The sequence below is a fragment of the Methylorubrum rhodinum genome (assembly GCF_014199935.1).
Classification (GTDB): domain Bacteria; phylum Pseudomonadota; class Alphaproteobacteria; order Rhizobiales; family Beijerinckiaceae; genus Methylobacterium; species Methylobacterium rhodinum.
Map to the genome: position 1 here is coordinate 128158 of NZ_JACHOP010000011.1, position 25934 is coordinate 154091.

Below are 25934 nucleotides of genomic sequence, written 5' to 3' on the forward strand. Positions count from 1 at the left end.
CCCTTCTTCCCACCCGCCCCTCATCCTGAGATGCCCCTTGCCTCGGCAAGGGGCCTCGAAGGAGGCCTCCAGGGATCTCGCGACTTCTGGGGGCCTCCTTCGAGGGCGCCGCTTCGCGTCGCCACCTCAGGATGAGGGGGCGGGTGGGAGAAGCGACCGTCGCGGCAGCGGCCGGCTCACGAACGGGGAGCCCGCCAGCAGGAAGCGCCAGGGCGTCTCCGCCCCCTTGGTGATGCCGATGCGGGTGGTCGCCACGACGCTCACCGGGCCCTCGGGCGCGCCCCAAGCGAACGGCGCCCGATCGGTCGGCACGCCGTCATGCGAACAATCGATGGCGAGCGCCTGGGCGAGGCGGCCGGGGCCGGCGCAGAGGCGCCTGGGATCGTCGAGGCCGCGGCGGGCGCGCATGGTGTCGAGGCCCCGCGTCGGGGCGAGCGCGCGCAGCAGCACGGCGCTGCCGGGCGCGCAGACGAGGTTGAGGCACCAGTGCAGGCCGTAGGAACGGTAGACGTAGGCGCGGCCCGGCGGGCCGAACATGCTGGCGTTGCGCTTCGTCGGCCCCGCAAAACTGTGCGAGGCCGGGTCGGTGCGGTCGTAGGCCTCGGTCTCGACGATGACGCCGCCGACGCCCTCGACCAGGAGGACATGGCCGATCAGCTCGGCCGCGACGGTCGCGGCCGGGCGGTCGAAGAAGGCGGCGTCCATCCGCCCTCCCCTCAGGACGCCTTGCGCGACGAGAAGTCCTGTCGCGCGCGGGCGATGCCGGCGGGGCCGAGATCGAGGGCGAGCCGCAAAGCCTCCTCCAGCAGCGCCTGAGGCGTCGTGCCGGCCCGATCCGCGGCGCGGGTGAGCGCCCCGACGAGGTCGGAGGGGAGCGCGACCGGGGTGGTTTTCTGGACGGGGCTCGGCGCCGAAGGAGCAGAGATCGTGGCCGAGGTCGCGGCCGAGGCCGACGCCGTCGCGGAAGACGAGGACGACGAGGCGGCGGCCGAGGACGCCGTGCTCTTCACCCCCGTCAGCGCCTCGCGGCGCCCCTGCGCGGCGAGGCGGTCGGCGCGCTCGTTGCCGGCCTCGCCCGCGTGGCCCCGCACCCAGGTCCAGCGCACGTCGCGGGCGCTCGCGAGCGCGTCGAGGCGCTGCATCAGGTCGACGTTCTTCACCGGCCCCGTGGCGGTGCGCCAGCCGCGGGCCTTCCAGCCGCGCATCCATTCGGTGACGGACTTCACCACGTACTGGCTGTCGCAGCGCATCTCGATCGAGGCGCCCTCGGGGAAGTGTTCGAGGGCGCTGATCGCGGCGGTCAACTCCATGCGGTTGTTGGTGGTGGCGCGCTCGCCCCCGCACAGCTCGACCGTGCCGCCGGGCGCCTGGATCACGACGCCCCAGCCGCCGGGGCCGGGATTGGGGTCGCAGCCGCCATCCGCGTAGACGATGGTTCGCATGTTTGCCTGAGCGTTTCGGGGTCGGGAGCGCCTAATACTTGGCCACGACCGGCGGAGCCAGGGCGACGGCGGCGGCGTCCGCCAGACCGCAGCGCTCGGCCGTCTCCGGCGGCAGCAGCGGGTCGAGCAGGCGGCGGCGCCCTTCCAGGAAGGCCAGCGCCTGCTCGGCGGGCACCGCCTCGCGGCCGGGCATCTCGACCAGGAAGTGCTCCAGGGCGTAGCGGTAGCGCGCGACGCGAAGGCCCGTCTCCAGGCGGACCCAGGCGACGAGGCAGCGGTTCTCGGCGACCCGCATCGCGGCCTGCCGCATGTCCCACTCGTCGAGGCTTTTGGCCAGCGGCAGCGCCCGCAGGCGCATCGCGTCGGCCTCGAACACGCGGGCGGCGATGGCCGTGAAGGACGGGATCAGCCGGCCGTCGGCGGTGGCGTCCTCGGACAGGCGGCGGTAGCGGGAAGTGGGTGAGCGAAACCCCTCGCCGAGCAGGCCGTCGTGGTAGGCCGGCAGGTCGTCGGGCCGCCAGGAAGTCGGCAGCGCGCGCACGCGGGTGAGGTTGGCCAGCACGTCCTCGAAGGCCGCACGTCCCTGCGCCGGCATCAGGAAGCGCCACGCGCGATCGCGCAGGGTCTCCTCGTCGTCCGTGAGCGGCGAGGCGGAGACCATCAGGCCGCGCTCGCGGGCGGCGATGGTGCCGGTGGTCTCGACGAGGCCGTTCCACGCGCTCTTGGCCGGCCGCCCGAAATCGCCCTCCTGGGCGCAGGAGACGAGCGACGGGACGAGGAGCGCCGTGAGCAGCAGCGAGGCGAGCGGGAGCGGAAGGCGGAGCCCGCCGCCGCGGATCACGAGCGGCGGCGCTGCGGGACCGCCGGGGCGTCCGCGTCCGGCAGCCTCTCGTAGCGCACGCCCGTGAAGAGCAGGATCTGGCCGCGGGGCGCGTCGTCGTCGCGGCGGAGGCGGCGCGTCGGGGCCTTGGGGAAGGGGACCACGGCGGCGGGGCCGCGGCTCCGGAGGAAGGGCGAGGGTCGCTCGGAAGGGGTCTGGGTCGAAGGCGTCTTGGTCGAGGGCGTCATGAGCCTGTCCCGTCATGCTGAGGAGTCCGGCGCCCGCCGCCCCCTGCCGCCTCGGGAGGAGGCGGTGCGGAAAGCGGCTGGCCGCCGTGGACGGGCTGGTCCGTCCGGCCGGGCTGTTGGGCCAAGCTCATCATGGCGTGGTTAACGGAATGTTTCGCCGGCCCGGCCTGCGGCCCTCATCCGCGAGGATGGCAGCGGCGAGGCGTCGCAGGTGGCATTCACGCGACACCGGCCTGCTCCTTGCTTCGGTGCTTTCGCCCATGGCGGGCTTATCCTCCCTTCGACTTCGGCCCCGCGCGCGATCCGCTGCGGGGCCGTTTTTCGTGTGCGGATGCCGCCTTCATGGGCGGACGGTGCAGCGACGGAAGCGGGGCCGCGGGAGGCCGGACGCTCGATGCTGCGCTTGCTAACCCGGCGAGATGACCGATATGCGAGGCCCAGAGTGCCTCGCGAAACGCCCGCTGCGCCGCCGCGTCCGAACGGAAGCCGAGGGGGTTCGGGCGTTTTGCGAGAGACACGAGATGCCCCTCTCGGATCGAGCGAAGGACAAGGCAGGATGCGTCCGGACTTCTCACGACTTGGCAGACGACCGCGCGCCGTGCGGGGCTTGTCGGCGGCCCTGAGACTCGCCCCCTTCGCCCTCGTCGCCCTGGCCGTGACCCCGGCCCAGGCCCAGCGCGAGGACCAGGGGCTGCAGCTCGGCTGCGCCAACGACTATTTCCGCCTCTGCGCGGGCGTCGATCCGAACAGCCCGGACGCCGAGAACTGCATGAACCGCAACCGCTCGCGGCTCTCGCCCGAGTGCCGCTCGGCGATCACCGACTACGACAAGCGCACCGGCGGCGGCACGAAGGGCAACGGCCGCGGCCGCGGCGCGGGCCAAGCGGACGACTGATTTTTCTCGTCTCGCCGGGATGTCGCATCCCGGCGAGACGCGCGGCGGGATCAAGGACGCGAGGACAGGCATGGCGTTGACCGTCGCGGTCCAGATGGACCCGATCCAGTCGATCCGCATCGCGGGCGACACCACCTTCGGCCTGATGCTGGAGGCGCAGAGGCGCGGCCACACCCTCTACACCTACACGCCCGACCGGCTCTCGCTGCAGGGCCGGCTCGTCACCGCCCACGCCTCCCCCGTGACGGTGCAGGACGTGGAGGGCGCGCACGCGACCCTCGGGCCTCGGGAGCGGATTGATCTGGGGCAGGTCGACGTGGTGCTGATGCGCCAGGACCCGCCCTTCGACATGGCCTACGTCACCGCCACGCACATGCTGGAGAAGATTTCCTCTCGCACGCTGGTGGTGAACGATCCGACGGAAGTGCGGAACGCGCCGGAAAAGCTGTTCGTCCTCGACTTCCCCGACCTGATGCCGCCGACGCTGATCTCCCGCGACCGCGCCGAGATCGAGGCGTTTCGCGCCGAGCACGGCACCATCGCGATGAAGCCGCTACACGGCCATGGCGGCGCCGCGGTGTTCCGGGTCTCGGAGGAAGACCCGAATTTCGGCTCGATGTTCGACCTGTTCGCCGCGACCTTCCGCGAGCAGTGGGTGGTCCAGCGCTTCCTCGAAAAGATTTCCGAGGGCGACAAGCGCATCATCCTCGTCGAGGGCGAGCCGATGGGCGCCATCAACCGGGTGCCGGCCAAGGGCGACATCCGCTCCAACATGGTCCGCGGCGGTGCCGCCGGCGCCTCCGACCTGACCGAGCGCGAGCTTGAGATCTGCGCCAGGATCGGCCCGGAACTGCGGCGGCGCGGCCTGATCCTCGTCGGCATCGACGTGATCGACGGGCATCTCACCGAGATCAACGTGACCTCGCCGACCGGCGTGCGCACGATCCAGCGCCTCGGCGGCCCGGACCTGACGGGGCCGATCTGGGACGCGATCGAGACCCGGCTCGCGGCGCGCCGCCTGACGCCGCAGACCTAGAGAATCGGCTTTTCCCGAAAGCCGGCATCCCCCTTTCTGGCCGATCCGCTAGCGGAACACCGGCAGACCGGAGCCGATCAGGGCGAGCCCGAGGATCAACAGCCCGCCCGCGACGGTTTCGGCCAGCGCCACCCGCTCCTCGAACTGATGGGCAAGGCCCGCCAGCACGGCACCGGCGACGAGGCAGGCGAGGGAGGTCGCGACCATCGCCTCACGCGCTCCCGAGAGGCGGATGCGCGCCGACGGGACGGGCCCGGTGGTGCGGGGTTTCGAGGGTCATCGGGAACGTCCGCAAAGAAATCGACAGTTTCGAGTTGGGCCGTGCACGCGTTCGAGCAATCGTTGCCGTTATGGACGTTGGATTTCGCGGATCAAACAAATCTTTTTGACGAAATTGCGAATGATGTGGATGCCGGATTTTGAGCAACTTGGAATTGTACGGCCGATATCGCAATTGAAATCGCATCAGTGCCGGCCTTGGCAGGGCCTTGAGATTGCATTCGATTGCGAATGCCGCCTCGACAGATGGACGATACCAATCATCTTCGAAAAGACCCTGTCGTCATTCGGGTCGTGTAAAATGCAAACCCGTCCTTGCGAGGCGAAGCCGAAGCCATCCAGTGATCCGCACTCACCGGATCGATCACGCGCGTGACCGCTTCTTCGGCGCGGCCTCGTCTACTCTGGACAGGTCGCGCTCCGGAACGCCTCGCGAGGACGGTGCGGGCCAACCGCTTCGTCAGCCCGCCGTCCGGCGCGCGGTCCTCGATGGATCGAGAGTTCCCCTTCCGAACCACGCCCATCCCTGCCGCGTCCTTCGCCGAGGGGGAGGCGAGCGCCCGACCCGGCGACACGGGGCAGGAGATCCCTCACGCCTCCGCCCGCGGCGTGGCGTTGAGTTCGGCCCAGTCCAACTCCTCCTCCAGCACGAAGTAGGCGTCGTCGCCGATATGGCCGCTGCGGCGCAGGGACTGGATGCGGTCGCGGGCGGCATGCACGGCCCTGCGGCGGGGCGCGTCGGTGGGCAGGCCCTCGGGCGCGAGGCCCTCCTCGTGCGCCTCGGCCTGGGCGAGCGCCGCGTGGAACTCCCGGCGCAGGGCGTCGGCGGCCTCGGAGGTGTCGCCCTCAAGGGTCTCGACCGCGGCGCCGTAGGCCTCGGCGCGCGCCCGGCCGACCTCGCGCCCGACCGGATCGGCGTCCTCCAGCCCGAGGCGGAGCAGGAGCGGGCGTAAGCTCAGCCCCTGGATCACCAGGGTGCCGATCACGACGCAGAAGGCGGTCAGCACGATGAGGTCGCGGTAGGGGAAGCCGCCGCCGTCCGGCCCGCCCTCCGGCAGGGCGAGCGCGGCGGCGATGGTGACGAGGCCGCGCATCCCGGCCCAGGAGACGGCGAAGCCCGCCCCCACCCCGAGATCGGCCCGCGGCTCGCCCTCGCGCGGCTCGCCGAACCGCATCCGGCGGATGCCGCTCGCCGGCAGCACCCAGGCGATGCGCACCGCGATCACGGTGGCGACGACCGCACCGGCGACGACCGCGTAGGACATCGCCTGCGCCTCGGTCAGCCGCGCCAGGATCGGCCCGATCTGGTTGCCGATCAGCACGAAGGCCAGCACGTTGAGGACGAAGATCACGGTCTGCCAGACCGCGTTCGAGATCACCCGCTGGCGCGGCGCGGTCTGGCCCGGCGCGCGCCGGGCGACCGTGATGGCGAAGCTCACGACCGTGAGGACGCCCGACAGCTCGATCGCCTCGGCGGCGATCCAGAGGCCGAAGGTAACGACGAACTGGAACACGATGGTGCTCGGCGCGTCGGCGAAGCGGCGCAGCACCCGCAGGTAGGCGAGCGCCGCGAGCGGACCGGCGATCAGGCTGCCGACCACGCCGATCAGGAAGGCCGGCGCCACCTCGGTCACCGAGAAATGCCCGGTCATCGCCGCCGCGACGCCGAGGCGGTAGATCAGCAGCGAGCCGGCATCGTTGAGCAGACTCTCGCCGCGCAGGATCGTGGCCAGCCGATGCGGCAGCGGCACGTGGGCGAGCACCGAGAGGGCGGCCACGGCATCGGGCGGGGCCACCACGGCGCCGAGCACGATCGCCGCCGAGAGCGGCATGTCGGGCACGAGCCACTTCGTCACCCCGGCGACGGCCGCCGTGGTGACCAGCACGGCCCCGACGGCGAGCCCGGCGATGGGACGCCAGTTGCGCACCATGTCGCGCAGCGAGATCGCGTAGCCCGCATCCATCAGGACGGGGGCGAGGAACAGGGCGAGCGCCAGCTCAGGATCGAGGCCGAGATTCGGCACGCCGGGCACGAAGGCGAGCCCGGCCCCGCCCAGCGCCAGGAAGGCCGGATAGGGCGCGCCGACCCGCCGGGCGAGCGCCGCGAGCAGCACGGCCCCGAACAGGACGCCGACGATCCAGGAGAACACGAACATGAGGGCCGGCAGATAGGGCAGGCGCGGGCCGACCCGCGCGGTGGCGACGAAACGCCGCCTGAAGCCGCTTCTTTCCCTGATGGGTCAGCCGGGCAGCGCGGCGATCAGGTCGCGCAGCGTCGTGATCGTCGAGGCATCGGCCACGCCGTCGACGCGGGCGGGCCGGAAATGGCGCTGGAACGCGGTGACGACGGCGCGCAGCGCCTCGTCGAACCGGCCGGTGATCGGCTGGTCGTAGCCGTAGAGGGCGAACATCGCCTGGAGCGCGGCGATCGGATCGCCCGCCTCGCCCATGGCGAAGAAGCGCCCGTCGCGGATCGGGGCCGGTGCCACCCAGTGGCCGATGCCGGCCGCCGCGAGCCGGTCCCACGGAAAGTTCTCGCCGGGGTCCTCCTTGCGGTCGGGCGCCACGTCGGAATGGGCGAGCACGCGGGGGGCGGGGATCGGGTTGCGCCCGAGGATGTCCCGGCACAATGCGATCACGGCCTCGATCTGCCCGTCCGGGTAGGGCGGCAGGCCGCCGTCATGGCCCGGATGGACGATTTCGATGCCGATGGAGCGGGAATTGATGTCGGTCACGCCGGCCCAGGCGCCGCGCCCGGCATGCCACGCCCGCTCGGCCTCCGGCACGAGCTGCACCACGCGCCCGTCCTCGAACACGAGGTAGTGGGCCGAAACTTCCGCCCGCGGATCGCGCAGGCGCGCCAGCGCGCCGCGCCCCGTCGCCATGCCGGTGTAGTGCAGGATCAGCATGTCGATCGTCCCGCCGATCCGCGGGCCGCGATTGGCCGAGGCCAGCACCTCCGCCACATGCGGGGAATCGGCGGCAAACGTCACCGCAGGCCCCGCTCGGCCGCGATCCGGTCCCAGGCGGCGTTGATCGCCGCCAACCGGCGGGTCGCGATCGCCACCGCCTCCGGCGGCAGGCCGCGGGCGAGCGCCCGGTCCGGATGGGTCTCGGCCACGAGGCGCCGGTACGCCGCCTTGAGGGTGGCGTCGTCCATCGAGCGCTCAAGGCCGAGCACGAGGTAGGGATCGTCGGCCAGCCGCACGTGGCGGGCGGCGATGCGGCGGAAGCCGTCGTCGTCGAAGCCGAAGATGGCGGCCACGGCGCGCAGATAGCGCTCCTCCTTCTCGTGGATCGCCCCGTCGGCCTTGGCGATGTGGAACAGGCCGTCGAGCACGTCCTCGAGAAGCGCGGGCTCCTCGCCGAAGGTCGCGGCGAGCTGGCCGGCATAGGCCTCGAAGCCGGCGGTCGTCGCCTTGGCGAGGTCGAACAGGCGCTCGACGCCAGCCCGCGCCTCCGGCTCGACCTGAACCACCTGCCCGAAGGCCTCGACCTCGGACTCGGTCACGACGCCGTCGGATTTCGCCATCTTGGCCGCGAGCGCGACGAGGCCGGTGGTGAACACCACGTCCCGCGGCGTCGGCCCGAACGGCGCGCCCTCGCGATCGACGAGGAAATGGCCGGCGACACCGCCGACCAGCGCCCCGATCGGCCCGCCGACGAGCCCGCCGAGCCCGGCCCCGCCGATCTTGCCCCAGATGCCGGCGCTCATCGGCGGGCTCCGGATCGGATGGGCGCGGGGGAGGGATCGGAGCGGGGCACGGGTGGTCGGAATTCCTGTGGCGTCCGCCGAGTGTAACGCCGCAAAGCGCCGCCCGGCGCAAGCCCGGTCGTGCCGGATCGACCGGAACGGGAAAGGGCCGGGGCTCCTCGAGCCCCGGCCCTTTCCGTCGTCTCGTCGCTTCGATCAGCGGCAGTAGACGTTGCCGAACTCGTCGCGGTAGGTGCCGTAGGGGCAGCGCGGGGCCGTGGCGGCGCCCGCGATGGCGCCGCCCGCGCCGCCGATCGCGGCCCCGGCCAGCGCGCCGCCGGCGCGACCCGTGGCGAGGCCGCCCACCGCGGCGCCGAGGCCCGCGCCGAGCGCAGCGCCGCCGAGCGCGCGGTCCTGTGGCGTGTTGCAGGCGCCGAGCGAGAGCGCGAGGCTGCCGGCGAGCGCGGCGGCGATCAGGGTCTTCATGGTCGTGCAACTCCCTTGTGCAACGGCGCTCCGGCCTCGTCGCGAAAGAATCCCGCCGGGCGCCGGTGGTCTCTCAGCACCGGCACGTGAAACGGCCAAGATTGCGACCGGTTCGCGCCGGGGCATGACTTTTCGGCCCGCGCCTGCCATCTGAGGCGCACCTGTTGCAAAAACGTCGGCCTTCACGGCCCGCGCGTCGTCCCGAGGATGCCATGCCCACAGCCCGCCAGATCGTCCGCAAGGCCGCCGTCCGGCCCGAACAGGTCGTCGATACGCTGACCCTCGACCACGCGGCCCGCGCGAAGGCGCACGCCCACTTCCACACGGCGGGGGGCTTCTGCGTCGATCTCGCCCTGGAGCGGGCGGCGGGTCTGGAGGACGGCGATGCGCTCCGCCTGGAGGACGGGCGCCTCGTCGGCGTCAAGGCGGCCGAGGAGGCCCTGCTCGAAGTGCGCGCCGGCAGCCCGGCCCGGCTCCTGCGCCTCGCGTGGCAGCTCGGCGGCAGCCACGTCCCGGCCGAGGTCGGCGCGGACGTGCTCTACGTGCCGGCGAGCGCGGCGGAGCTGGTGCGCGGCTCAGGGTGTTCCGCCGAGCCGGTCTCGCGCGCCTTCCGCCCGGAAAAGGCCGCCCACGACCACAGCACCTGCGGGCACGACCATTCCCACGATCACCATCATCACACCGAAAAGCACGATCACGGGCCTGCCCACGATCACGCGCACGATCACTCCCATGACCACGGCCACGATCATTCGCACGACCACAAGCACGGACATGACCACGACCACCGGCACTGAGCCGCGGATGATCGCCCGCGACCTCCGCTTCTCCGTCGCCCCCATGATGGACTGGACCGACGCAAAGCGTTTTCGCATGCGTAATGGCGCGGAAATTTCGCGCATGCTGTAGGGAATGCTGTAGCCGCTCAACCAAGGAGAGGGCCTTTAAGGACCTGCGGACACAAAAAACCCGCTACGGGCGCTGCCGGGCGGGACTGGGTAAGAGGGGCCTGGAGGCCCCTCCCCTTATTCCGGGAGGAAGATCAGGTCCCGGCCGGTCTTACAGTAATAGCTGGCCATTTCGAGGGTGAGACCGACGGCGGCGGTCTTCTTGGTGCGGGTGTTGGAGAGCTTGTAGGTCATTTGTTGTCTTCGTCTCTTTTTCTAAGTAAGCAATACACCAGTTAATGCTTAGGGTGGCAACAGTATTCGCGCAAGGCAACGCAAGTATTCTGCGGGCGAGACAAGAAAAACCCCGCCGCGGTTGAGCCGGGCGGGGCGAGGCTTGGGCTTGAGACGGTGCGTTCGCCGGCCAGCGAAAATCAGCTGCCGTCGCTGGACAATGACATGACCGCGATAATAATTTTCGGCGCCCTACATATCGATGATGAAAACAAATTTGACCCAGCGTCGCTTCGCGACATCAATGCTCGGTGGCGCATGCTGCGGCGCCATCATGCTCGGGCTTCTGGCCACTCTGTGGCCCAGCCAAATCACTCCCATCCCGCCGGTAATCTTCGCGCTCGCCTGCGTCTTGGCGGTTGCGGGCGGCGCCTTCGGCTCGCTCTTCGCCCTTGGGCAGACCAAGCACGGCTGAGTGCGGGACAAGAAGAAGGCGCGCCGGGTGACCGGGGCGCCTTGGGGCAGGCGGAGGACCTGAGTGGCTATTCTGGCGGCGGTCCGGCCGGGACGGCACCGGGCATCGCGCCGGTGCGCCAGAAGTCACCGATCCAGGGCCGCGCCTGCTCAATGTTGAACCCGCTGAAGGCGGAGAGCGGCACGAGACAGCGGTGCTCGGGCCCGAGCCAGCGGCGCCAGCGCTGCGCACGTTGGTGACACCGGAATCGACCCGCTTGCCCCCAGAGCGAAGGCCGGGGAGGACATGCCCCAGCGGTACATCGAGAGAACGCGCCGCCCCTGCGCGATGTGGGCGATCGGCGCGGCGGTGTTCGGAAAGATGCCGGGCGGCGGCGGTAGGTTACCGGTGCGGTCAGCGTCGATTTGGAAGGCGCGCCGCCACACCGATACCAACCTCGTCGACCAATTGATAAGACGTCGCATCCGCCTCCCGCATAACCCCCTCCGAACGCGGAGAACTTCGCACCCCAATATCGTTACATAAAAACTACATCACCAAAAATTCTTCGTTCACAAGCGTTTCGCGCATTCTAGAGGGCGAGCCTTCCGCGACAATCACCTGAGCCGGGGGTAAGAACAGGTCGCTCGACATGGCGTTCGTCATAAGACCTATGCTGGTCTCAGCTGTCGACTGCTGGCGCGGGATACTTTCGGATGAAACGACGCCGATGCCATCTGATACCGTTCAGCGCGTTTGCTGTCGCAGCAAGACACTTGCGACGTCTGAACGCATGTTTCGCGGCATCGTAGGTGCATCAAGGAACTTAATTCCTGAATAGCTGCCGCCGGACTGCTCGCCGCCACTCGACGATCACGGCACTTCAATAGAAATTCCACAAAGGGAGTACAGCATGAAGACGATCAGGAAGGCGGGGCTGGCCTTTGCCTCGCTTCTGTTTTTCGCCATCTCGGGTGGGGCAGCATCGGCGCAGGCGACACGCACCTGGGTCTCGGGCGTCGGCGACGACGCGAATCCGTGCAGCCGCACCGCACCGTGCAAGACGTTCGCCGGCGCGATCTCCAAGACTGCGGCCGGCGGCGAGATCAGCGTCCTCGATCCGGGCGGATTCGGCGCGGTGACAATCACGAAGTCGATCAGTATCGTCGCCGACGGCAGCGAAGGAAGCATTCTTTCGCCCCAAACCAATGGGATCGTCATCAATGCGGGAGCGAACGACACGGTTCATATCTCCGGCCTCAAGCTCGAGGGGGCCGGACAGGGCGTCAACGGCATCCGTGTCCTATCGGCCGGGAATGTGTATATTACGAATACACAAGTTCGCGGATACATCACCGGCACGGCGCCAGCAGGTCGAGGAATATCCCTCGAAAACAGCGCGGCGGCGTCTCGGGTTTATTTAAGAAATGTTGAGATCACCAATAATAACGTAGGCGTCTATGTTCATGCCGGCGCAACTCCGGGCGTCGTTCTGCTGGATGATTCTGTGGTTGAAGGGAACAAGAGCAATTCATTATATCTCGACACGAGCAACTCATCCGTTGCCGCTTCCAAATCGAACATCCTGACACCTGTTTTTCTGTCCAATGGTGCACAGTTCATCTCGACAGGGAACAACTTCATTCAGGGCGCCGTAGGTCCGACGGTCACGATCCCGCTCAGGTAGTTCCGGGAGTCGACGGGGACGCTCGCCGAATCGTACACGGCGGGCGCCCCCGCGCCGCGGCTGTGGCGTCTTCGATGCGCCATCGGCGACGAGCATCCCCAAGCGTCCGACTTCATGTGTGTTCAAAAATCCCGTCGCACTGTAATGCCGCATTGGAACGCGACGACGATCGGGAGTGTTGAGAGACACCTAGGACTGTAACCGACCTGATGGCATCACGCCGGCGGCTCCAAGTCCTTGTTGTGCCGCGCATTCTCGCGACGAACCCGTTTACCCTTCGTTAGAACGCGACCTAGAGCGCAGGTTCCGGAAACGCCGGTGAAGCCGGCCGGCCCCCGGCTGCCGTTCAGCGCGGATCGCCGCCGCGCTCCTTCTCAATGAGGATGTCTTCGATCAGCACGCCATCGAGGCCCGACGTCATCAGCATGCCGAGGGCATCCTCGACGGCGTTCACGATGGGCTTCCCCATGATGTTGAAGCTCGTGTTCAGGATCACCGGCACGCCCGTTCGCCGGCCGAACGCCTCGACGAGGTCATGGAGCCAGGGATTGTCCGAAGGCGTCACGGTCTGCACGCGGCCGGTGCCGTCCTCGTGCACCACGGCGGGGATGCGATTCCGCTGGTGAGGGCGCCACGGCAGGGTGAACGACATGTAGGGCGAGGGCTGGGCCCGCTCGAACCATCGGTCCACCTGGTCGGCCGGGACGACGGGCGCGAAGGGCCGGTAGGCTTCACGCCCCTTCACCCGCTCGTTGAGACGGTCCTTCATGCCCGCCGGGCGCGGATCGGCGAGGATCGACCGGTTGCCGAGGGCGCGCGGGCCGAACTCCGCCCGGCCGCGCATCACGCCGATGACGTGCCCCTCAGCAAGTCGCTGTGCCAGGATGTCGGCCATGCCGGTCGAGAGATCGGATACCGCCGCGGCGCCGCAATTGCCTGCGAGCTTGGCGATCCTGAGTGAGTCGGCGGTCGAGCCGAGATAGGGGGAGCCGTCGCTGGCGGGGAGCGCGGAGGCCCCGGTATCCTGCATCCAGGCCAGCAATGCGGCGCCGACCGCGTTGCCGTCGTCGGCCGGAGCGGACGGCACGAAGACCTGCTCGAACGGCGTGCGGCCGACGATGGTCCCGTTATACGAGGAATTGAGGGCGCAGCCGCCGGTCAGGACGAGGTTGGTCGTCCCCTCGTGGGCGCAAGACGCCAGCATGCGGTCGACCAAGCACGCATAGACGGCCTGTCCCGTCGCCGCGAGATCGGCCGCCTGCAGGATCGGACCCCCCGGGCTGCGCATGTGACGCGAGGCGGCGGCCCGTCCGGTCTCGATCGCCGCCGCGTCGGCCAGGCGCAGGCGCCCCCGGTCGACCGCCAGCATCGGCTCCAGGGCCACGGCGAGGTCGGGCAGCACCTCTCCGAAGGCGGCCAGACCCATCACCTTCCACTCCTCACCGAGCCGCCAGTCGAAACCGCACAGCCTCGTCAGCCACGCGTAGAACGTCCCGAGGCTGCCGGGTCCCCAGGATCGCCAGCGGCGCGCGAGGCTGCGCCGGCGCAGGTCGAACAGCGAGACGGCGCCGACCTCGCCCTCGCCGTCGATCACGAGGCAGACGGCATCCTGCATCGGCGACTGGAAGCAGGCGGCCGCGGCGTGGCACAGGTGGTGGTCGAAGCGCAGAACCGCGGGCATCGTCTCCGCCAGCCCGAGCCGCAGGAGCGAGGCGCCGGCCTGGCCCTGCGCCTGAGCCTGGAGGATGCGCAGCCAGAGGCCGTCCTGGGCGGGCAGGAGCGCGTGGGAGACCTGCACCGGGATGTCGGCCTTCACGCCCGACCAGCTGCTCGCGACCGTCAGAGCGTCGCGCCCTTGCACGAATCCGGCGGTCTTGAGCGCTTGGTCGAGATGGGGCGCGTGGTCCGGCGCGATGCCCCAGGCCCGCTTGTCCTGGACGAACCGCTCGGTCGCCTCGGCGAAGACAAGCCGGCCGGCCGGATCGACGAGGGCGAGCGCCGGGTCGTGCCCCGACGTGGACAGTCCGAGATAGAAGCGGCTCATCGCGCCTCGAGGCGGCGTGCGACGTAGGCCGTGAAGCTTCCGACGGTGTCGTGCTCGAAGATCGAGCTCGGATCGAGCTCGACCTGGAACCGGTCCTCGACCTCGCCGCACAGGAGCACGGCATCGACCGATTGCAGCCCGAGATCGACCAAGCTCGAGGTGACGTCGATCTCCTCGACGGGCACCTTAACGAGCAACGACAGCCTCGCCCTGACGAACTTGACGATGGCGGTTTCACGATCACGCGTCGTCATGGTGCTTCCGGAATCGGCGTAACGGTGAGGCGGCAGGGCAGCGAGGCCATGGCAACGGTCTGCGACATCGTGTGATAGGCCTGCGCCTGCGGAACCAGCGTGATCGTCGGGAAGCGGCGGAGCAGCGCCGGCACCGCACGACGCAGCAGCAGGCGCGTGAGTCCCGCGCCCACGCAGTGATGCAGGCCGTGGCCGAAGGCAAGATGACCGCTCGCGGCGCCGCGGTTGATCGAGAGCAGCTGGAAGCGGGCCGTATCCCCGATCGAGACGGTGAGGTCTCCCCGCTGCGACGGCCGCCGCGCCATGCGGTAGATATATTTGGGCGATGCGCAGAGCGCGATCAGCCGCTCCATGTTGCCTTCGATCCAGGTCGGTCGCGCGACCTCGTCGCGTTCGTCCGGAGGCCGGCCGAGGATCCAGTGGAGCGCGTTGCCGAGCGTGTGGGAGAGGTTGAAGCTCGCCCCGTAGAGGACCAGCACCAGCGCTTTCAGATCCTCCGCCTCGAAGTCGGGCAGTTCCGACGCCAGAAGCGAGGAAAGCAGCGAAGCGCCGGGGCCCTGCCGCGGGGCGGCGGGCAGTTGCATCAGCGCGAGCAGCTCGACGCTGACGTCCTGCAGCCGCATGAGTTCGCGCATCGGCAGCCACGGCTCCAGCACGTCCTGCAGAACCGGGGCGACGGCATCGAACCGGGCCGGGTCGCGGGTCGAGATTCCGAGGATCGGCTGGGTCACCTGGCGGAACAGGGGCTCGGCGAAGTCCCGCACAAGGTCGGGCGTCCCGGAGCGGGAGAGGCGGTCGAGCGCCGCCTCGATCCGCTCGTCGACGAGATCGGTCCACACCGCCAGGCGGTTGGTGCCGAGGCAGGCGGCGACGGCGCGCCGGGCGAGGGCATGCCGCTCGCCCGACATGAAGAACATGGCGTTGCGGGCGATGCGGATCGAGGGGGCGAGATCGCGTCCGCTGCCGGCCGCCAGCATCCGCAGATAGGCCTCCATTGCGGGTGGCGAGAAATCGGCGTCGTCGTTGACGATGCTGCGGGCCGTGTCGAGGTCCTTGACCTCGACGAGACGCTGAGTCGCCCGGCGCGACGATCCATGCAGCTCGCACGGAAGCGCGACGGGTGCCGGGACCGGCGGCGCGACACGGAACCGGGCGAGATCCTTGTGCAGCGACAATCGGGGGAAGCGGCGGGCGAGAGCGGGAATCGCCGTGCGGAACAACGGCCCCGCCAGCCCGCCGTCTCCCGCGGCGCCTCCGCCGACCGGGACGTCGATGGCTCCGATCCACGGGGGCGGGAGATGGAGGGCGAGCAGGCGGTCGAGCCGGCGCGCCGGCCAGTCGGGCTCAACGGCCTCGTCCCAGGCCGCGGACGCACCCGTGAGCAGCCCGTACAGGGCGCAGGCGAGAGACTCGGCGGCGACATCGACCGCCGGGCGCCGGTCTGCGTCCGCTCCGGGGCGCTGGGCCAGGATCGCGGTGATCGCAGCGTGGAGCGGTGCCACGAAATCGGCCACGAGATCCGGTCGCGCGGCCGCTTCAAGGCGGTCGAGCGCGCCGGTCACGGCCTCCAGGATCACGCTCTCCAGCCGAAGCGCCTCACCGCCGACGCGCTCCCCGGCGGGACGCGGGCAGGCGGGACGATGGACAGCCGGCCGGTGCGGCTCGATCCGCTCCGGGCTGCGTTCGAGGACCGATGGATCGGTTCGTCCGTCGCGCGTCATGGCGCGGCAGCGCCTGTGGCCTCGCCGTCCGTCGCGTAGCGTCCCTGCCGATAGGCCTCAGCGACGGCCTGGCGCCGGATCTTGCCGCTCGTCGTCCGCTCCAGCCCGCCCCGGGGCAGGATCCGCACGTCGCGCAGGCGGAGGCCCCATTCGCCCGAGACGGCCCGCTCGATCGCGACCCGGACGGTGTCGGGGCGGTCGGGCGCCTTGCGGCCCGACTTCAGCTCGATGAGCAGCACGGCTGTCCCGCTCTCCGTCGGGTCCGGCATGAAGGCGGCCGCCGCGAGCGGGTTGAGCGCGTCGTCGAGGCCGGCGGCCAGCCATTCGAGCTCGGCCGCCGCGACCTTGCGGCCGTTGACGATCAGGATGTCCTTGAGGCGACCGGTGACGTAGACCCATTCGCCGGAGATCGCCCCGAGATCGCCCGTCCTCAGCCATTCGCCACCGGCGCCGGAGGCCGGCGCGACGCCGAAGGCGGTCTGTGTCTCCTTCGGCCGGTTGAGGTAGCCCCGGCCCATGGAATCGCCGCGCAGCCAGATCTCACCGGATTCGCCGTCCGGGACCGACCGGCCGCTCTCGGGATCGACGATGCGCAGCCCGGGCGCCGTGATCTCGGTCAGGCGGCAGGGATGGACGGCGCCGCAGCCTTTCGGCGGCAGCGGCAACGGACCGTCCTCGGGCGCGCCGGCCGCGAACAGGGTCATCTCGGCCAGCCCGTAGCATCCGAACACGGCGGCGGGCGCGAGACCGTAGGGCGCGAACCGGCTCCTGAACGACGGGAGCAGCCCGGCCGGGATCGGCTCGGCCCCGCAGAAGGCCCGGCTCCAGCAGGACAGGTCGAGTCCGACGCAGTCTTCGTCCGCAACGCGCCGCACGCAGTCGGCGAAGGCGAAGGCCGGTCCGCCGCTGAAGGTCGCGCGGTAGGTGGACACCGCCCTCAGCCAGTCGGCGGGCCGGCGGATCATGTCGAGCGGGCTCATCTGCACCGAGTAGGCGCCCGCGAGCAGCGGATACAGGATGCCGCCCATGAGCCCCATGTCGTGATAGTGCGGCAGCCAGTTGACGAACCGCGACGAGGCGTCGAGATCCCAGCTGCGCATGACGAGATCGGCGTTGGCGAGGATCTGCTCGCCGAAGATGCGCACGCCCTTCGGCAGACGCATCGAGCCGGACGTGTACTGGATGATGGCCGGCCCGGGTCCCGCATCCGCGCCGCGCCTCGGCGCGACACCGTCGGCCTCGGTGTTGTCCGGCCCGTCGATCGCGACGACGCGGGGCCCTGCCGGCCGGTCCTCGGCCGTGCCGAGATGCCGGAGGATCGCCGGCCGGTGCTCGGCGAGGCAGAGCAGGGCGGTCGCGTCGCAATCACCCAGGACATGCGCCAGCCGATCGGAATGCGCGCCCGCGCGGGGCAGCGCCACCGGAACCAGAGTGTGCCCGCCGAGCAGTCCCGCCAGCAGGGCGGCGAGGAACCTCTCTCCCGGCGGGAGCGCGAGAACCAGGGTGTGGGGGCCGGGGCCGAATTGGGCGCCCCACCGCTCGACGAGCTGGGCGGCGGCGGCGTGCAGGTCACGGCCGGTCAAGTCGAGCGGCGGACGTGCCCGCGCGAGCACGGTGATCTGCGCCGTGTCCCACCGCTGCGACAGGCGGCGTTCGATGGTCTCCCGCAGAGGGTCGCGCAGCGTCGTCACGCGACCGCTCTCGCGGTGCCGCCCGCGCGGGCCCAGGGCTGCTGCCGCGCGTAGCTGTTGAGATAGAGCCCGAGGGCCTGCATCAGGTCACCGCGCGTCAGCGGTCGCTTACGGCTGAGGTCGCTCACGCACTCGATCACCCTGCGTGCGCCGCGGTCCCGCGAGGATTTCGTCAGAAGCTCGATCAGGGGGCCGGAACGAGCCGTGGGCACCTCGCGGATGCCGCGAACGAGGTGGGGCGGGCAATCGCCGAGCACCCGGGCATACAGCTCGAAGCGACGGATCGCGTTCTCCGGGTCGAGGAGCGACCGCTTCAGCCAATCCGTCCCCTCGGCGAGTTGTGCGCGGGTCATCTGCATCGGCTGGATGTTCGTCATCGTTCCGGCGGTCGAGGCCCGCGTCTGCGTCACGTCCTCGACGATGCGGCCGGCGGCCTTCATCGCGTCGTAGAGCGGCGTCGCGACGGGCGCGACCAGCACGGCAGGCCGGTACATGACGATCGGCAACGTCATCGCAAACGAGAATTGCCGCTCGAAACACGACAGGTCGTCGCTGTCGAAGCCGAGCATCAGGCCCGCCGTCATCGAGACGCCCGCGCCGACCACCTTCATGCACTGCTCGACGAGATCGACGCGCAGGTTCTGCCGCTTGCGGCTCTCGGTCAGGGCCTCCTCGCTGCTGGTCTCGAGGCCGACGAAGGCGAAGCGCAGACCCGCCTGGCTGCATTTGGCCAGCAGATCGGGCGATTTCGCCACGTCGATCGACATCTGCGTCATGAAGCTGACGGGCTGGCGCCCGTCGGCCGCGTTCCAGTCGGCGAGTGCCGAGAGCAGGGTGCTCGTGCGCTGCCGATAGACCGTGAAGTTGTCGTCGGAGAGATTGATCTGGCGATATCCCAGATCGTACAGCGTCTGGACTTCCTGGACGACCTTCTCGGCCGGCTTGTGACGCTGCACGCGGCCGAGATACTGGATCACGTCGCAGAAGTTGCACTCGAACGGGCAGCCGCGGCTGGTCTGGACGACGCCAGCCAGGGCCCGCTCGTTGTCGTAGAGATCCCAGCGCGGCGGCAACGTCGCCGCCAGGTCGGCCTTGCTGCCGTCGTAGCGCGGCTTCAGCCGTCCGGCGAGCAGGTCCTCCATGAACGCGCCCGCCACCGGCTCGAACTCCCCGACCACGAGGCAATCGGCCGTTCCCTCGAACAGGTCCGGCGCGAGCGAGACGTGAGGGCCGCCCAGGACCACGCGGATGCCCTTCGCCCGGAAGGCGCGGGCGATCGACATCGCGCGCGGCACCTGTGCGACGTTCACGCTGATCGCGACGTAATCCGCGGGGTCGTCGTAGTCGACGGGCTCGATGATCTCGTCGCAGAGCCGGAGATCAACCTCGTCCGGAAAATAAGCTGCGACGGTCGCGATGCCGGCCGCCGCCTGCATCGCGACCGGCCGATCGAGGCCCATCGCGCTGTCCTCGTCCAGGCCGTCGCGTCCGAAATCCGGCGCCGGGGCGATCAGGTACACACGCATCGAGACCTCAGGGCATGACCCGGATGGCATGACTTGGACGGCATGACTTGGATGTCACGTCCCGGAACCGGTCGTGGGATCGCGCGCCACATCCGCCGGAACGCGATTGCGTTCCGATATCGACGACGACAGCGAGCGGCGGTCCTGCCTTGGCCGGGGAGGCTGTTGACAGGACGGGGATGTCATAAATGCGGCTGCTTCGCAGTGGCGAGCCTCGCCGCGCCTGCCCGAGCTACGGCGCATGGGTTTGGTCCCGTTTCGGATCGGCGAGCCCGTCCTCGCGCGATGCGGCCCGAGGCGGAAACATTCCTCGGAAGCGAAGAATGAAATCCCCCTTCATGCCGGCCCACAGCGTCGGCAGGATTTCGGCATCGCCATCGGTCCAGCACCACGACGAAGCCTCGCCCCTCTCGATTTCGAAGAACCCCGCCGACAGGGCGGGATCGTCGAGGGCGACGTCGCGGACGTGAGCGTGGTCCTCGACGGAGATCTGGCTGATCAGCACCCCGAGCGTCCGGACGTCGGGGGCGGCCGCCGGGGTGCGCGCGGACACGAGGCGCACGGAGCGCGCTCCGCGCGGAACGGAGAAGAGCAGTTCGTCCGCGCAGACACGCCCGAACCTCGCCGTCCCGTCGATCACGAGATGCGGATCGCCGGAGGCGCCCGCCCGTTCGCTGCGCGGATCGTCGGGCGCGTCCGGGACGACCTCCACGGGAAGGGCAGCAGCCCCCTCCGTGCGAGCGGGATCGAACCACGCATTGCCCTCCTCGACAACATCCACGACGAGGAGGAAGCGGCCGGCGTTGCGCGGTGCCGTGATCGTCAGACCGAGTTCGACGCTGGCTCCAGCCTCGATCCTGGGCAGGAGGCAGCGTCCGTCCGAGGGCTGGAGTGTTTCCTCCAGGTCATCGACCCAGTAGCTGCCCAGCATCAGACCGGAGCTTTCGGTTTCGAGCCATGCATAGGCGCTGCGGTTCTTGAGGGTCAACGCGATGGTAAGCGGCTGGCCGGGCTTCAGGCTCGCAGGCGGCGCGGCGAGGCGGATCGCGGCGCGGCGCCCGTCGACCGGCACCTCGAGCGGCGGTCGGGCGAGCGCCTGCGCACAGGCATCCGCGAGCGACGCCGCGGTCGAGGTGACGTACTTGGCGTCGAAGAGTTCGCGGTAGGCGGCGTCCGGCAGGGCGACGGCGGACACCTCGCCGTAGCGCCGGCTCCAGGCACGGTCCGGCTCGCTGAAGCGCCGGTAAGGGCTCGAAAACCGGCTTTCCTGTCCGTAGAGGAGGAGGACGCGACCCGGATAGCTGCGAAGGTTGAACCCCCATTCCATGAGGGCGAGGAGGCGCACGTCGCGCCCCCGGTGCAGCAGGTGTTCCGCCATCGCCTGCGCGACGATGCCGCCCTGGCAGGCGCCCGCGATCAGGATCGGGCCGTCCGGCCAGACCTCCTGAAGGTCGGCCGCGTAGCGCAAGGCGAGCGTCTGGATGTCCTCCTCCCGGCGCGACGTGACCATGTATCCGGATCGGAAACCGTGCACCGGCTGATCGGAACCCAGTTCCCGGGCGAGATCCCGCACCTCGAACTCGACTTGGCCGACGAAGAAGATCGGCACCCGGCGACCGTCCGTATTGAAACTCACGACCAGCCGGTCTTTCGTCACGCGCCGACCGGGCCACGATTCGGTGAAGACGAGGAGGCTGCGGTGCTGGCGCGCCGACAGCGGCCAGATGTCGGGTTCATCCGCGGACGCAGTGTGTTCTGCCTCGATCAGGGCCTCAAGGCCGGCCAGTGTCGGGTTCCTGTAGAACGCGCGCGGATCGACGCGCGACCCGAACGCCTCGTCCAGACGCGAGAACAGTTGCAGGGAGCGAAGCGACTCTCCGCCGAGCGCACGGAAATCGGCGTCCGGATCCTCGGCACTGCCTGGACCGAGCACCTCTTCCCAGATGCGCCGCAGGGTCGCCCGGTGCGGCGCCGACGGTGTGTCCGCCGCCACGGCCGTGGGCTGCGGCGCGATCGCCTCCTGTGCGGATGCGGTTTGCGGCGCCAGCCGTTCGGCCAACAGGCGTCGGTCGACGTCACCGGCCACGGTCTCGGGAACGGCATCGGCGGTCAGCGTCGCGACCTTGTCGACCTCGAGCCGAAAGGCGGAATGAACGGTTTCGCGGACGGCCTGCTCGACGGCACCTGCCGACGATGCGCCGGTTCCGACCACGGCGGCGGCTTGCCACCCGTCCCCGCTATCCTCTCGGCGGATCACACAGGCATGGACCGTCTCGCAGTCTTCGGTTGAGTGGGAGGCTTCATCGATGGAATCGCCGGGGCCCGTGGAACGCTCGACATCCGTATCGCTACCGTGGCTCTGCAAGGTTTGTCGGCCCATGGGGTGATCCCGGAACAAGATGCGGACCGTAGTGCAATTCCCCTCGTTGTCGAGCGCGTCGACCTCGGCACTTCAGTGGCTGGCCTTGATCGTGCAACCTGCTTGATCAGGAGCATCGTCCTCCCAGAGACCGCGCCGGCGCCGGCCCCGTCCGCTGCTCAGGCCGCGCAGCGCGACTGGATGAAGTCCTGCAACGCCGACGCTGGCATGCAGAAGCTCGCGGGCGACGCGCGCAAGAGCTTCATGGCCGACGGCCTTGCCGGCAAGACGACCGCGGCGCCCGAGACGGTACTGACGCCGCAGCAGGCCAAGAAGAAGAGCTGCAACGCGGACTCCTCAGCAAAGAGCCCGAAGGGCGCCGACCGCAAGGCATTCATGAACACCTGCCTGAAGGGGTAGGCCGCGGGCGTGCTCGAACGCCGGCAACGAAATCGTGTTGGTGGTGGTTAGCCGCCATGCTCAAGCGATGGTGCGGGGGCAAAAGGAGCACCGCCTATGTCCGTCACGACCATTCTGCTGATCCTGCTCATCCTCATCGCGTTCGGTGGCGGCGGCTTCCTCGGCGGCGGCGCCTATCGCGGCCCCGGCTTCGGGCTCGGCGGCATCCTGCTCATCATCCTCATCGTGCTGCTGGTCACCGGCAGAATCTGAGGCAACCGCTTGGGCCCGTGAAGCTGTGCGGTATCTTAGGCACCGCACCGGGCCATCGACGCTATCGAATGGGCCTCCCGAGAAGTAATCGGGAGGCCCCGGCGCTCCTTACCGGGTTCCCGAGCCGGTACCGGTACCCTTCGATCCTGGCGACGAGCCCGAACCGGCGTCGTTCGCACCGGTACTGTTCGAGGTGCCGGATCGGCTCTTGTCGCCGGTGGTCGGCCCGCTTCCGGAGGCGCCGGGGGTCGATCCTGCGCCGGCATCATTCGGTCCGGTGCTGTTCGACGTGCCGGAATTGCTCGTCCCGGAAGATCCCGATCCCGTTCCTCCTGCGATCGCTTGGCCGCTCACCGCGAGAAGAAGTGCGCTGGCGAGCGCTGCTGCCGTCACTCTCATAGGCTTTCCTCCTGTTGTTGTGCCTTTCGGCAGGAGGGGGAACGGACGCTGGAGACGGCTCGTTCCAGAATGTCGCAGTCCTGCGGGGAGAGTTGGGCAATGCGGGCCGTGCCGGTGACCCTCAGGCCACCGGCAGCGCTGAAGTTCAGGGACAGCCCCAAGGCCGAGCCTCTTCATCGCCTGCCTTCTCATCCCGCTCTGCATCTGCATTGTGATCGCGGCGGCCATGGCTTTCTCATCGGCAGCAGGATCGCGCCCCGCGTGCCATGGCACGGCGACCTCGCCTGACGAGACCAGCAATGACGTCGCCTCGCGCGAGGCGGGGCCGCCCCAGTAACACCGCGTGAGGATGGAAGGGCCCGAAGGCCCCTCCCCTTCAGGCCGGGAGGTAGATGAGGCCCCTTCCGTCTCGGGCGATCGCGTGGGCTTGGTCCAGGGTGAGCTTGGTGGTGAGAACCTGCTTGGACTTGGTGCAGAAGTTCTTGTAGGTCACTTGCTGTCTCCGCCTCTCTGTCTATCCAATCGATACGCCGGTTAATATTTGAGATTTCAACAGCATTCTCGCAAGGCAGCGCAAGTATTTTGCCGTTCGAGCAAGAAAAGCCCCGCCGCGGCAGTGCCGGGCGGGGCGGTAGTTCGTTGAGCGGGTCCGCCTGGGTGGCGGGCCGTGGTCAAGGCCGGCTGCCCGATGTTGAAGCAGAGCGAGACCAGGGCGTCGAAGGCGTGCTGCGGCAGGTCCGCCGACACGGCGTCCCGCACCGTCTTCACGAACTTCTGCACGCCGCGGGCGAAGATCGCATCGCACTCGGCCGCGGTGATGCGCAGGCCCACGCGCGGCGTCGGGGGGCCCGCGGCGGCGGTGTGGCCGACGCCGATGGTCCAGATACCGACGCTGTCCCTGTAGGCTTCGAGCCGCCGTCCCTCGCGCGCGATGAGAGCGGCCTCGCCGATGAGGCTGAGGTTTATAATGTTTCTCCGGTGGGGGTGGGGGTGGCGGGGCCGGACTAGGCGGGGGCCGAGCCGGTGGGTAATGATGCGCGCCGCCGTGAGCCGGTCGGCTCACATTCAGCGAAGGCACAAGCGATGAGCACGAACCCGCTTTCTGGCATCATCTCAGCCGGCTCCCTGATCATCTTCCGGCTCGGGCTCGACGAAGAAGCCTACAACGCAGGCGCCTACCGAGCGAAGCAAGACATTCATCAGGGCGATGCGATCGACAATTACGTGATGTATCTGCGCGATGAGCAGCCCGGAGAAAAGCCCTATAACGAGGGCTTTCGTTTGTGGATGATTGAAAAGGAGATGATCGAGGAGGTGCCCACGGCGGATTGGGACCTCGGCGACCACATGGGGTTCGACCCGCGCCGCTCCTGATCCGCCCCCTCGCGCAATTCCGGAAATCCCTGATGTCATCGGACAAGCCCGCGGAACCGTTCAAGCATCCGCGCGTCATGGGCACGCTGATCTGCAAGGACCCGCCCATCATCCTTGGCGGCATGAATGGTCTTCCGAATGGGTATCCGCTTAATTCGGCATCGCTCGACGCCTTTATCTGTCATAAGCGGCCGATGTATTACTTTTTCTGCCCGCAGTGGAGCTTCACGCAGCCCAAATACCTGAAGACGGCGGTTGACGCTCTCAAGGACCGGATGAAGCGATTCCCGCAACACACCTACACCATCCTCGTGAACGACCCGATCGACCTTCCCACGGTCCGCGCGGCCCTCCCGGAAGTTGGGGTCTATGTCTGGAACACCAACTGCACCGCGGACCCCAAGGCGTTCTCGGGGCCGCCGACCGAGCCGACCGAGCCGACCGAGCCGGAATTCGGCGCCGTCTACAACGCGCGTTACTCGCCTTACAAGCGGATCGAACTGGCGGCGCAGGTCGAGCGGCTGTGTCTGATCTCGCGCGGCTGGAAGGCCGAGCAAGCCGGCGCCCTGCGCTCCCTGGTGCCGAACGCCTACATCCCGAACCTCGGTGAGGGCGATCAGCCGCGCGTGCTGCCGCCGAAGGAAATCGCTTCCATCTCCGCGCGCTCACGGTGTGGCCTGATGCTGTCCGGCCTCGAAGGTCAGACGCGAGCGATCATGGAATACCTGCTCTGCGGTCTGCCGGTTGTGACGACCCCCAACTATGGCGGACGCGATCGCTTTCTCACCCCGTCCAACTCGCTCTTCGCCGCACCCGATCCAGCGTCCGTAGCAGCGACCGTGGCGATGGTCCCCGCGGTCGGCTTTGATCGACACGAGATCCGGGCCGAGGCGTTGCGCGCCATGGAGAAGGAAAAGAACCTGCTCGTCCAGATCGTCAACGCCGTGATCCAGGCCAAAGGCGAGCGGGCGATCCGCCTGGAGGAGTTGCGCCTGCCGCACAAGGCGTCGAGCGAGCCGAACCGCCTCAGCTACTATTTTACCGAGTTGGGCTATGAGCTGCCCCCGCCCGAGGCTTTCGTGAGCGCGGCGCTGACGTGAGTCCCGGAAAGGATGGACACCGCGTACCCGGCGGGCTTTAACGGCACCGCATCGACCCTTCGGAAGGGCGGTGGGGTCAATGAGCCAGGGGGACGTGATGGACGGAGAAGCAGAAAAGGACCGACTCATCGCCCCGTTGACGGGCGACGGCTATACGGTCGTGTTGAGGAACCTGCACAAGTTCCTGAGGCCGAAAACCTACTTGGAGGTAGGGGCGCGCTCGGGCCGATCGCTGGAATTGGCGGAGTGCGATACGATCGCTGTCGATCCTACGTTCACCCTGCGCGACAAGTTCTTCGGCAAGAAGCCCTCTTGCCTGCTGTACCAGATCGGCAGCGACCAGTTCTTCCGCGAACAGGACCCGGTCGCTCTTTTCGGGCGCCCGGTTGATCTCGCTTTCCTCGACGGCATGCATCTTGTCGAGTTCCTGCTGCGCGACTTCATGAACACCGAACGGCACTGCTCGCGGAACTCCGTGATCGCGATGCACGATTGCGTCCCTGCCGACTTCGCGATGACCCGACGCGTCGAAATCGGCCCGAAGGACGCGCAGAGTAAGAACGAGCCGACGTGGTGGCTCGGCGATGTCTGGAAAATCGTGCCGCTCCTGAGGAAGCATCGGCCAGACCTGA

General features: G+C 69.0%; 27 protein-coding genes. 11 read left to right on the forward strand and 16 right to left on the reverse strand.

The genetic code is table 11. The features are described from left to right. Positions 1-126: 126 nt before the first annotated feature. Genes HNR00_RS14225 through HNR00_RS14240 form a run of 4 tightly spaced genes read right to left on the reverse strand, consistent with a single transcriptional unit; the run spans position 127 to position 2510 of the window. A complete protein-coding gene (locus HNR00_RS14225; RefSeq protein WP_183570366.1) occupies positions 127-705 on the reverse strand; it encodes a DNA-3-methyladenine glycosylase in 579 nt (192 codons plus the stop codon). Between the two features lie 11 nt (positions 706-716). Continuing rightward, a complete protein-coding gene (rnhA, locus tag HNR00_RS14230) occupies positions 717-1442 on the reverse strand; it encodes a ribonuclease HI (protein WP_183570368.1) in 726 nt (241 codons plus the stop codon). Between the two features lie 31 nt (positions 1443-1473). Further along, a complete protein-coding gene (locus HNR00_RS14235; RefSeq protein WP_376770387.1) occupies positions 1474-2283 on the reverse strand; it encodes a hypothetical protein in 810 nt (269 codons plus the stop codon). Further along, complete coding sequence (locus HNR00_RS14240) at positions 2280-2510, reverse strand: hypothetical protein (RefSeq protein WP_183570370.1); 231 nt, start codon at positions 2508-2510, stop codon at positions 2280-2282. The genes HNR00_RS14235 and HNR00_RS14240 overlap by 4 nt, the downstream gene beginning before the upstream one ends. A 556-nt stretch (positions 2511-3066) precedes the next feature. Here HNR00_RS14240 and HNR00_RS14245 point away from each other — a divergent pair. Both HNR00_RS14245 and gshB read left to right on the forward strand, forming a co-directional pair. Next, positions 3067-3405, forward strand: a complete 339-nt coding sequence (locus HNR00_RS14245) for a hypothetical protein (RefSeq protein ID WP_183570372.1) — start codon at positions 3067-3069, stop codon at positions 3403-3405. Between the two features lie 70 nt (positions 3406-3475). After that, the gene (gene gshB, locus HNR00_RS14250; RefSeq protein ID WP_183570374.1) at positions 3476-4441 is read left to right on the forward strand and encodes a glutathione synthase; all 966 of its coding nucleotides are present in this window, start codon (positions 3476-3478) and stop codon (positions 4439-4441) included. Between the two features lie 48 nt (positions 4442-4489). Here the strand turns inward: gshB and HNR00_RS14255 are convergent, their stop codons facing one another. The 5 genes from HNR00_RS14255 to HNR00_RS14275 all read right to left on the reverse strand — a co-directional run bounded on the left by HNR00_RS14255 (position 4490) and on the right by HNR00_RS14275 (position 8900). Further along, positions 4490-4648, reverse strand: a complete 159-nt coding sequence (locus tag HNR00_RS14255; protein ID WP_183570376.1) for a hypothetical protein — start codon at positions 4646-4648, stop codon at positions 4490-4492. 662 nt (positions 4649-5310) lie between these two features. Then, positions 5311-6876: a cation:proton antiporter gene (locus tag HNR00_RS14260; RefSeq protein ID WP_183570378.1), complete on the reverse strand. Its 1566-nt coding sequence runs from the start codon at positions 6874-6876 to the stop codon at positions 5311-5313. Between the two features lie 84 nt (positions 6877-6960). Beyond that, entirely contained in the window at positions 6961-7713 is a 753-nt protein-coding gene (locus HNR00_RS14265; RefSeq protein WP_183570380.1) for an N-acetylmuramoyl-L-alanine amidase, read from the reverse strand. Then, the gene (locus HNR00_RS14270) at positions 7710-8435 is read right to left on the reverse strand and encodes a TerB family tellurite resistance protein (RefSeq protein ID WP_183570382.1); all 726 of its coding nucleotides are present in this window, start codon (positions 8433-8435) and stop codon (positions 7710-7712) included. Before HNR00_RS14270 ends, HNR00_RS14265 begins: the two co-directional genes overlap by 4 nt. A 195-nt stretch (positions 8436-8630) precedes the next feature. Beyond that, positions 8631-8900: a YMGG-like glycine zipper-containing protein gene (locus HNR00_RS14275; RefSeq protein WP_091944642.1), complete on the reverse strand. Its 270-nt coding sequence runs from the start codon at positions 8898-8900 to the stop codon at positions 8631-8633. Between the two features lie 212 nt (positions 8901-9112). On the opposite strand from HNR00_RS14275, the gene HNR00_RS14280 reads away from it, so the two are divergent. The 4 genes from HNR00_RS14280 to HNR00_RS14290 all read left to right on the forward strand — a co-directional run bounded on the left by HNR00_RS14280 (position 9113) and on the right by HNR00_RS14290 (position 12162). Further along, a complete protein-coding gene (locus HNR00_RS14280; RefSeq protein WP_183570384.1) occupies positions 9113-9697 on the forward strand; it encodes an urease accessory protein UreE in 585 nt (194 codons plus the stop codon). Beyond that, the gene (locus HNR00_RS25805) at positions 9675-9809 is read left to right on the forward strand and encodes a hypothetical protein (protein WP_281383317.1); all 135 of its coding nucleotides are present in this window, start codon (positions 9675-9677) and stop codon (positions 9807-9809) included. The genes HNR00_RS14280 and HNR00_RS25805 overlap by 23 nt, the downstream gene beginning before the upstream one ends. Before the next feature lie 489 nt (positions 9810-10298). Continuing rightward, positions 10299-10496: a hypothetical protein gene (locus HNR00_RS14285; RefSeq protein WP_183570386.1), complete on the forward strand. Its 198-nt coding sequence runs from the start codon at positions 10299-10301 to the stop codon at positions 10494-10496. A gap of 892 nt (positions 10497-11388) precedes the next feature. After that, positions 11389-12162 (forward strand): right-handed parallel beta-helix repeat-containing protein, encoded by a 774-nt coding sequence (locus tag HNR00_RS14290; RefSeq protein WP_183570388.1) that lies wholly within the window; start codon positions 11389-11391, stop codon positions 12160-12162. A gap of 346 nt (positions 12163-12508) precedes the next feature. On the opposite strand, the gene HNR00_RS14295 is transcribed toward HNR00_RS14290, so the two are convergent. From HNR00_RS14295 to HNR00_RS14320, 6 genes are all read right to left on the reverse strand, one after another. After that, complete coding sequence (locus tag HNR00_RS14295) at positions 12509-14206, reverse strand: carbamoyltransferase family protein (protein ID WP_183570390.1); 1698 nt, start codon at positions 14204-14206, stop codon at positions 12509-12511. Next, on the reverse strand, positions 14203-14460 hold the full coding sequence (locus HNR00_RS14300; protein WP_183570392.1) for an acyl carrier protein: 258 nt from the start codon (positions 14458-14460) through the stop codon (positions 14203-14205). Before HNR00_RS14300 ends, HNR00_RS14295 begins: the two co-directional genes overlap by 4 nt. Further along, positions 14457-16181 (reverse strand): cytochrome P450, encoded by a 1725-nt coding sequence (locus HNR00_RS14305; RefSeq protein ID WP_183570395.1) that lies wholly within the window; start codon positions 16179-16181, stop codon positions 14457-14459. Before HNR00_RS14305 ends, HNR00_RS14300 begins: the two co-directional genes overlap by 4 nt. Next, positions 16178-17872, reverse strand: coding sequence for an AMP-binding protein (locus HNR00_RS14310; protein WP_183570397.1), 1695 nt, complete (start codon positions 17870-17872; stop codon positions 16178-16180). The genes HNR00_RS14305 and HNR00_RS14310 overlap by 4 nt, the downstream gene beginning before the upstream one ends. Next, a complete protein-coding gene (locus HNR00_RS14315) occupies positions 17869-19398 on the reverse strand; it encodes a B12-binding domain-containing radical SAM protein (RefSeq protein WP_183570399.1) in 1530 nt (509 codons plus the stop codon). The genes HNR00_RS14310 and HNR00_RS14315 overlap by 4 nt, the downstream gene beginning before the upstream one ends. A gap of 232 nt (positions 19399-19630) precedes the next feature. Continuing rightward, positions 19631-21778, reverse strand: coding sequence for a phosphopantetheine-binding protein (locus tag HNR00_RS14320; protein WP_183570401.1), 2148 nt, complete (start codon positions 21776-21778; stop codon positions 19631-19633). Positions 21779-21880: 102 nt separating this feature from the next. Between HNR00_RS14320 and HNR00_RS14325 the strand changes: the two genes are divergently transcribed. Continuing rightward, the gene (locus HNR00_RS14325; protein ID WP_246390630.1) at positions 21881-22177 is read left to right on the forward strand and encodes a PsiF family protein; all 297 of its coding nucleotides are present in this window, start codon (positions 21881-21883) and stop codon (positions 22175-22177) included. Positions 22178-22273: 96 nt separating this feature from the next. Continuing rightward, the gene (locus HNR00_RS14330) at positions 22274-22429 is read left to right on the forward strand and encodes a DUF3309 domain-containing protein (protein WP_156384084.1); all 156 of its coding nucleotides are present in this window, start codon (positions 22274-22276) and stop codon (positions 22427-22429) included. A gap of 948 nt (positions 22430-23377) precedes the next feature. Here HNR00_RS14330 and HNR00_RS14335 read toward each other — a convergent pair. Further along, entirely contained in the window at positions 23378-23863 is a 486-nt protein-coding gene (locus HNR00_RS14335) for a lysozyme (protein ID WP_312886060.1), read from the reverse strand. A gap of 48 nt (positions 23864-23911) precedes the next feature. Between HNR00_RS14335 and HNR00_RS14340 the strand changes: the two genes are divergently transcribed. From HNR00_RS14340 to HNR00_RS14350, 3 genes are all read left to right on the forward strand, one after another. Continuing rightward, positions 23912-24202, forward strand: a complete 291-nt coding sequence (locus HNR00_RS14340; RefSeq protein ID WP_183570403.1) for a hypothetical protein — start codon at positions 23912-23914, stop codon at positions 24200-24202. Positions 24203-24234: 32 nt separating this feature from the next. Continuing rightward, entirely contained in the window at positions 24235-25302 is a 1068-nt protein-coding gene (locus HNR00_RS14345; protein ID WP_183570405.1) for a glycosyltransferase, read from the forward strand. 79 nt (positions 25303-25381) lie between these two features. Continuing rightward, positions 25382-25934 (forward strand): class I SAM-dependent methyltransferase (locus HNR00_RS14350; protein ID WP_246390632.1); only part of this gene is annotated, 553 nt, incomplete at its 3' end.

What these genes read in the sequence shown, in the direction of transcription:
- HNR00_RS14225 (WP_183570366.1), bottom strand. Translation starts at nt 705, where the DNA reads ATGGACGCCGCCTTCTTCGACCGCCCGGCCGCGACCGTCGCGGCCGAG.
- rnhA (WP_183570368.1), bottom strand. Translation starts at nt 1,442, where the DNA reads ATGCGAACCATCGTCTACGCGGATGGCGGCTGCGACCCCAATCCCGGC.
- HNR00_RS14240 (WP_183570370.1), bottom strand. Translation starts at nt 2,510, where the DNA reads ATGACGCCCTCGACCAAGACGCCTTCGACCCAGACCCCTTCCGAGCGA.
- HNR00_RS14245 (WP_183570372.1), top strand. Translation starts at nt 3,067, where the DNA reads ATGCGTCCGGACTTCTCACGACTTGGCAGACGACCGCGCGCCGTGCGG.
- gshB (WP_183570374.1), top strand. Translation starts at nt 3,476, where the DNA reads ATGGCGTTGACCGTCGCGGTCCAGATGGACCCGATCCAGTCGATCCGC.
- HNR00_RS14255 (WP_183570376.1), bottom strand. Translation starts at nt 4,648, where the DNA reads ATGGTCGCGACCTCCCTCGCCTGCCTCGTCGCCGGTGCCGTGCTGGCG.
- HNR00_RS14260 (WP_183570378.1), bottom strand. Translation starts at nt 6,876, where the DNA reads ATGTTCGTGTTCTCCTGGATCGTCGGCGTCCTGTTCGGGGCCGTGCTG.
- HNR00_RS14270 (WP_183570382.1), bottom strand. Translation starts at nt 8,435, where the DNA reads ATGAGCGCCGGCATCTGGGGCAAGATCGGCGGGGCCGGGCTCGGCGGG.
- HNR00_RS14275 (WP_091944642.1), bottom strand. Translation starts at nt 8,900, where the DNA reads ATGAAGACCCTGATCGCCGCCGCGCTCGCCGGCAGCCTCGCGCTCTCG.
- HNR00_RS14280 (WP_183570384.1), top strand. Translation starts at nt 9,113, where the DNA reads ATGCCCACAGCCCGCCAGATCGTCCGCAAGGCCGCCGTCCGGCCCGAA.
- HNR00_RS25805 (WP_281383317.1), top strand. Translation starts at nt 9,675, where the DNA reads ATGACCACGACCACCGGCACTGAGCCGCGGATGATCGCCCGCGACCTC.
- HNR00_RS14290 (WP_183570388.1), top strand. Translation starts at nt 11,389, where the DNA reads ATGAAGACGATCAGGAAGGCGGGGCTGGCCTTTGCCTCGCTTCTGTTT.
- HNR00_RS14295 (WP_183570390.1), bottom strand. Translation starts at nt 14,206, where the DNA reads ATGAGCCGCTTCTATCTCGGACTGTCCACGTCGGGGCACGACCCGGCG.
- HNR00_RS14300 (WP_183570392.1), bottom strand. Translation starts at nt 14,460, where the DNA reads ATGACGACGCGTGATCGTGAAACCGCCATCGTCAAGTTCGTCAGGGCG.
- HNR00_RS14305 (WP_183570395.1), bottom strand. Translation starts at nt 16,181, where the DNA reads ATGACGCGCGACGGACGAACCGATCCATCGGTCCTCGAACGCAGCCCG.
- HNR00_RS14315 (WP_183570399.1), bottom strand. Translation starts at nt 19,398, where the DNA reads ATGCGTGTGTACCTGATCGCCCCGGCGCCGGATTTCGGACGCGACGGC.
- HNR00_RS14320 (WP_183570401.1), bottom strand. Translation starts at nt 21,778, where the DNA reads ATGGGCCGACAAACCTTGCAGAGCCACGGTAGCGATACGGATGTCGAG.
- HNR00_RS14330 (WP_156384084.1), top strand. Translation starts at nt 22,274, where the DNA reads ATGTCCGTCACGACCATTCTGCTGATCCTGCTCATCCTCATCGCGTTC.
- HNR00_RS14340 (WP_183570403.1), top strand. Translation starts at nt 23,912, where the DNA reads ATGAGCACGAACCCGCTTTCTGGCATCATCTCAGCCGGCTCCCTGATC.
- HNR00_RS14345 (WP_183570405.1), top strand. Translation starts at nt 24,235, where the DNA reads ATGTCATCGGACAAGCCCGCGGAACCGTTCAAGCATCCGCGCGTCATG.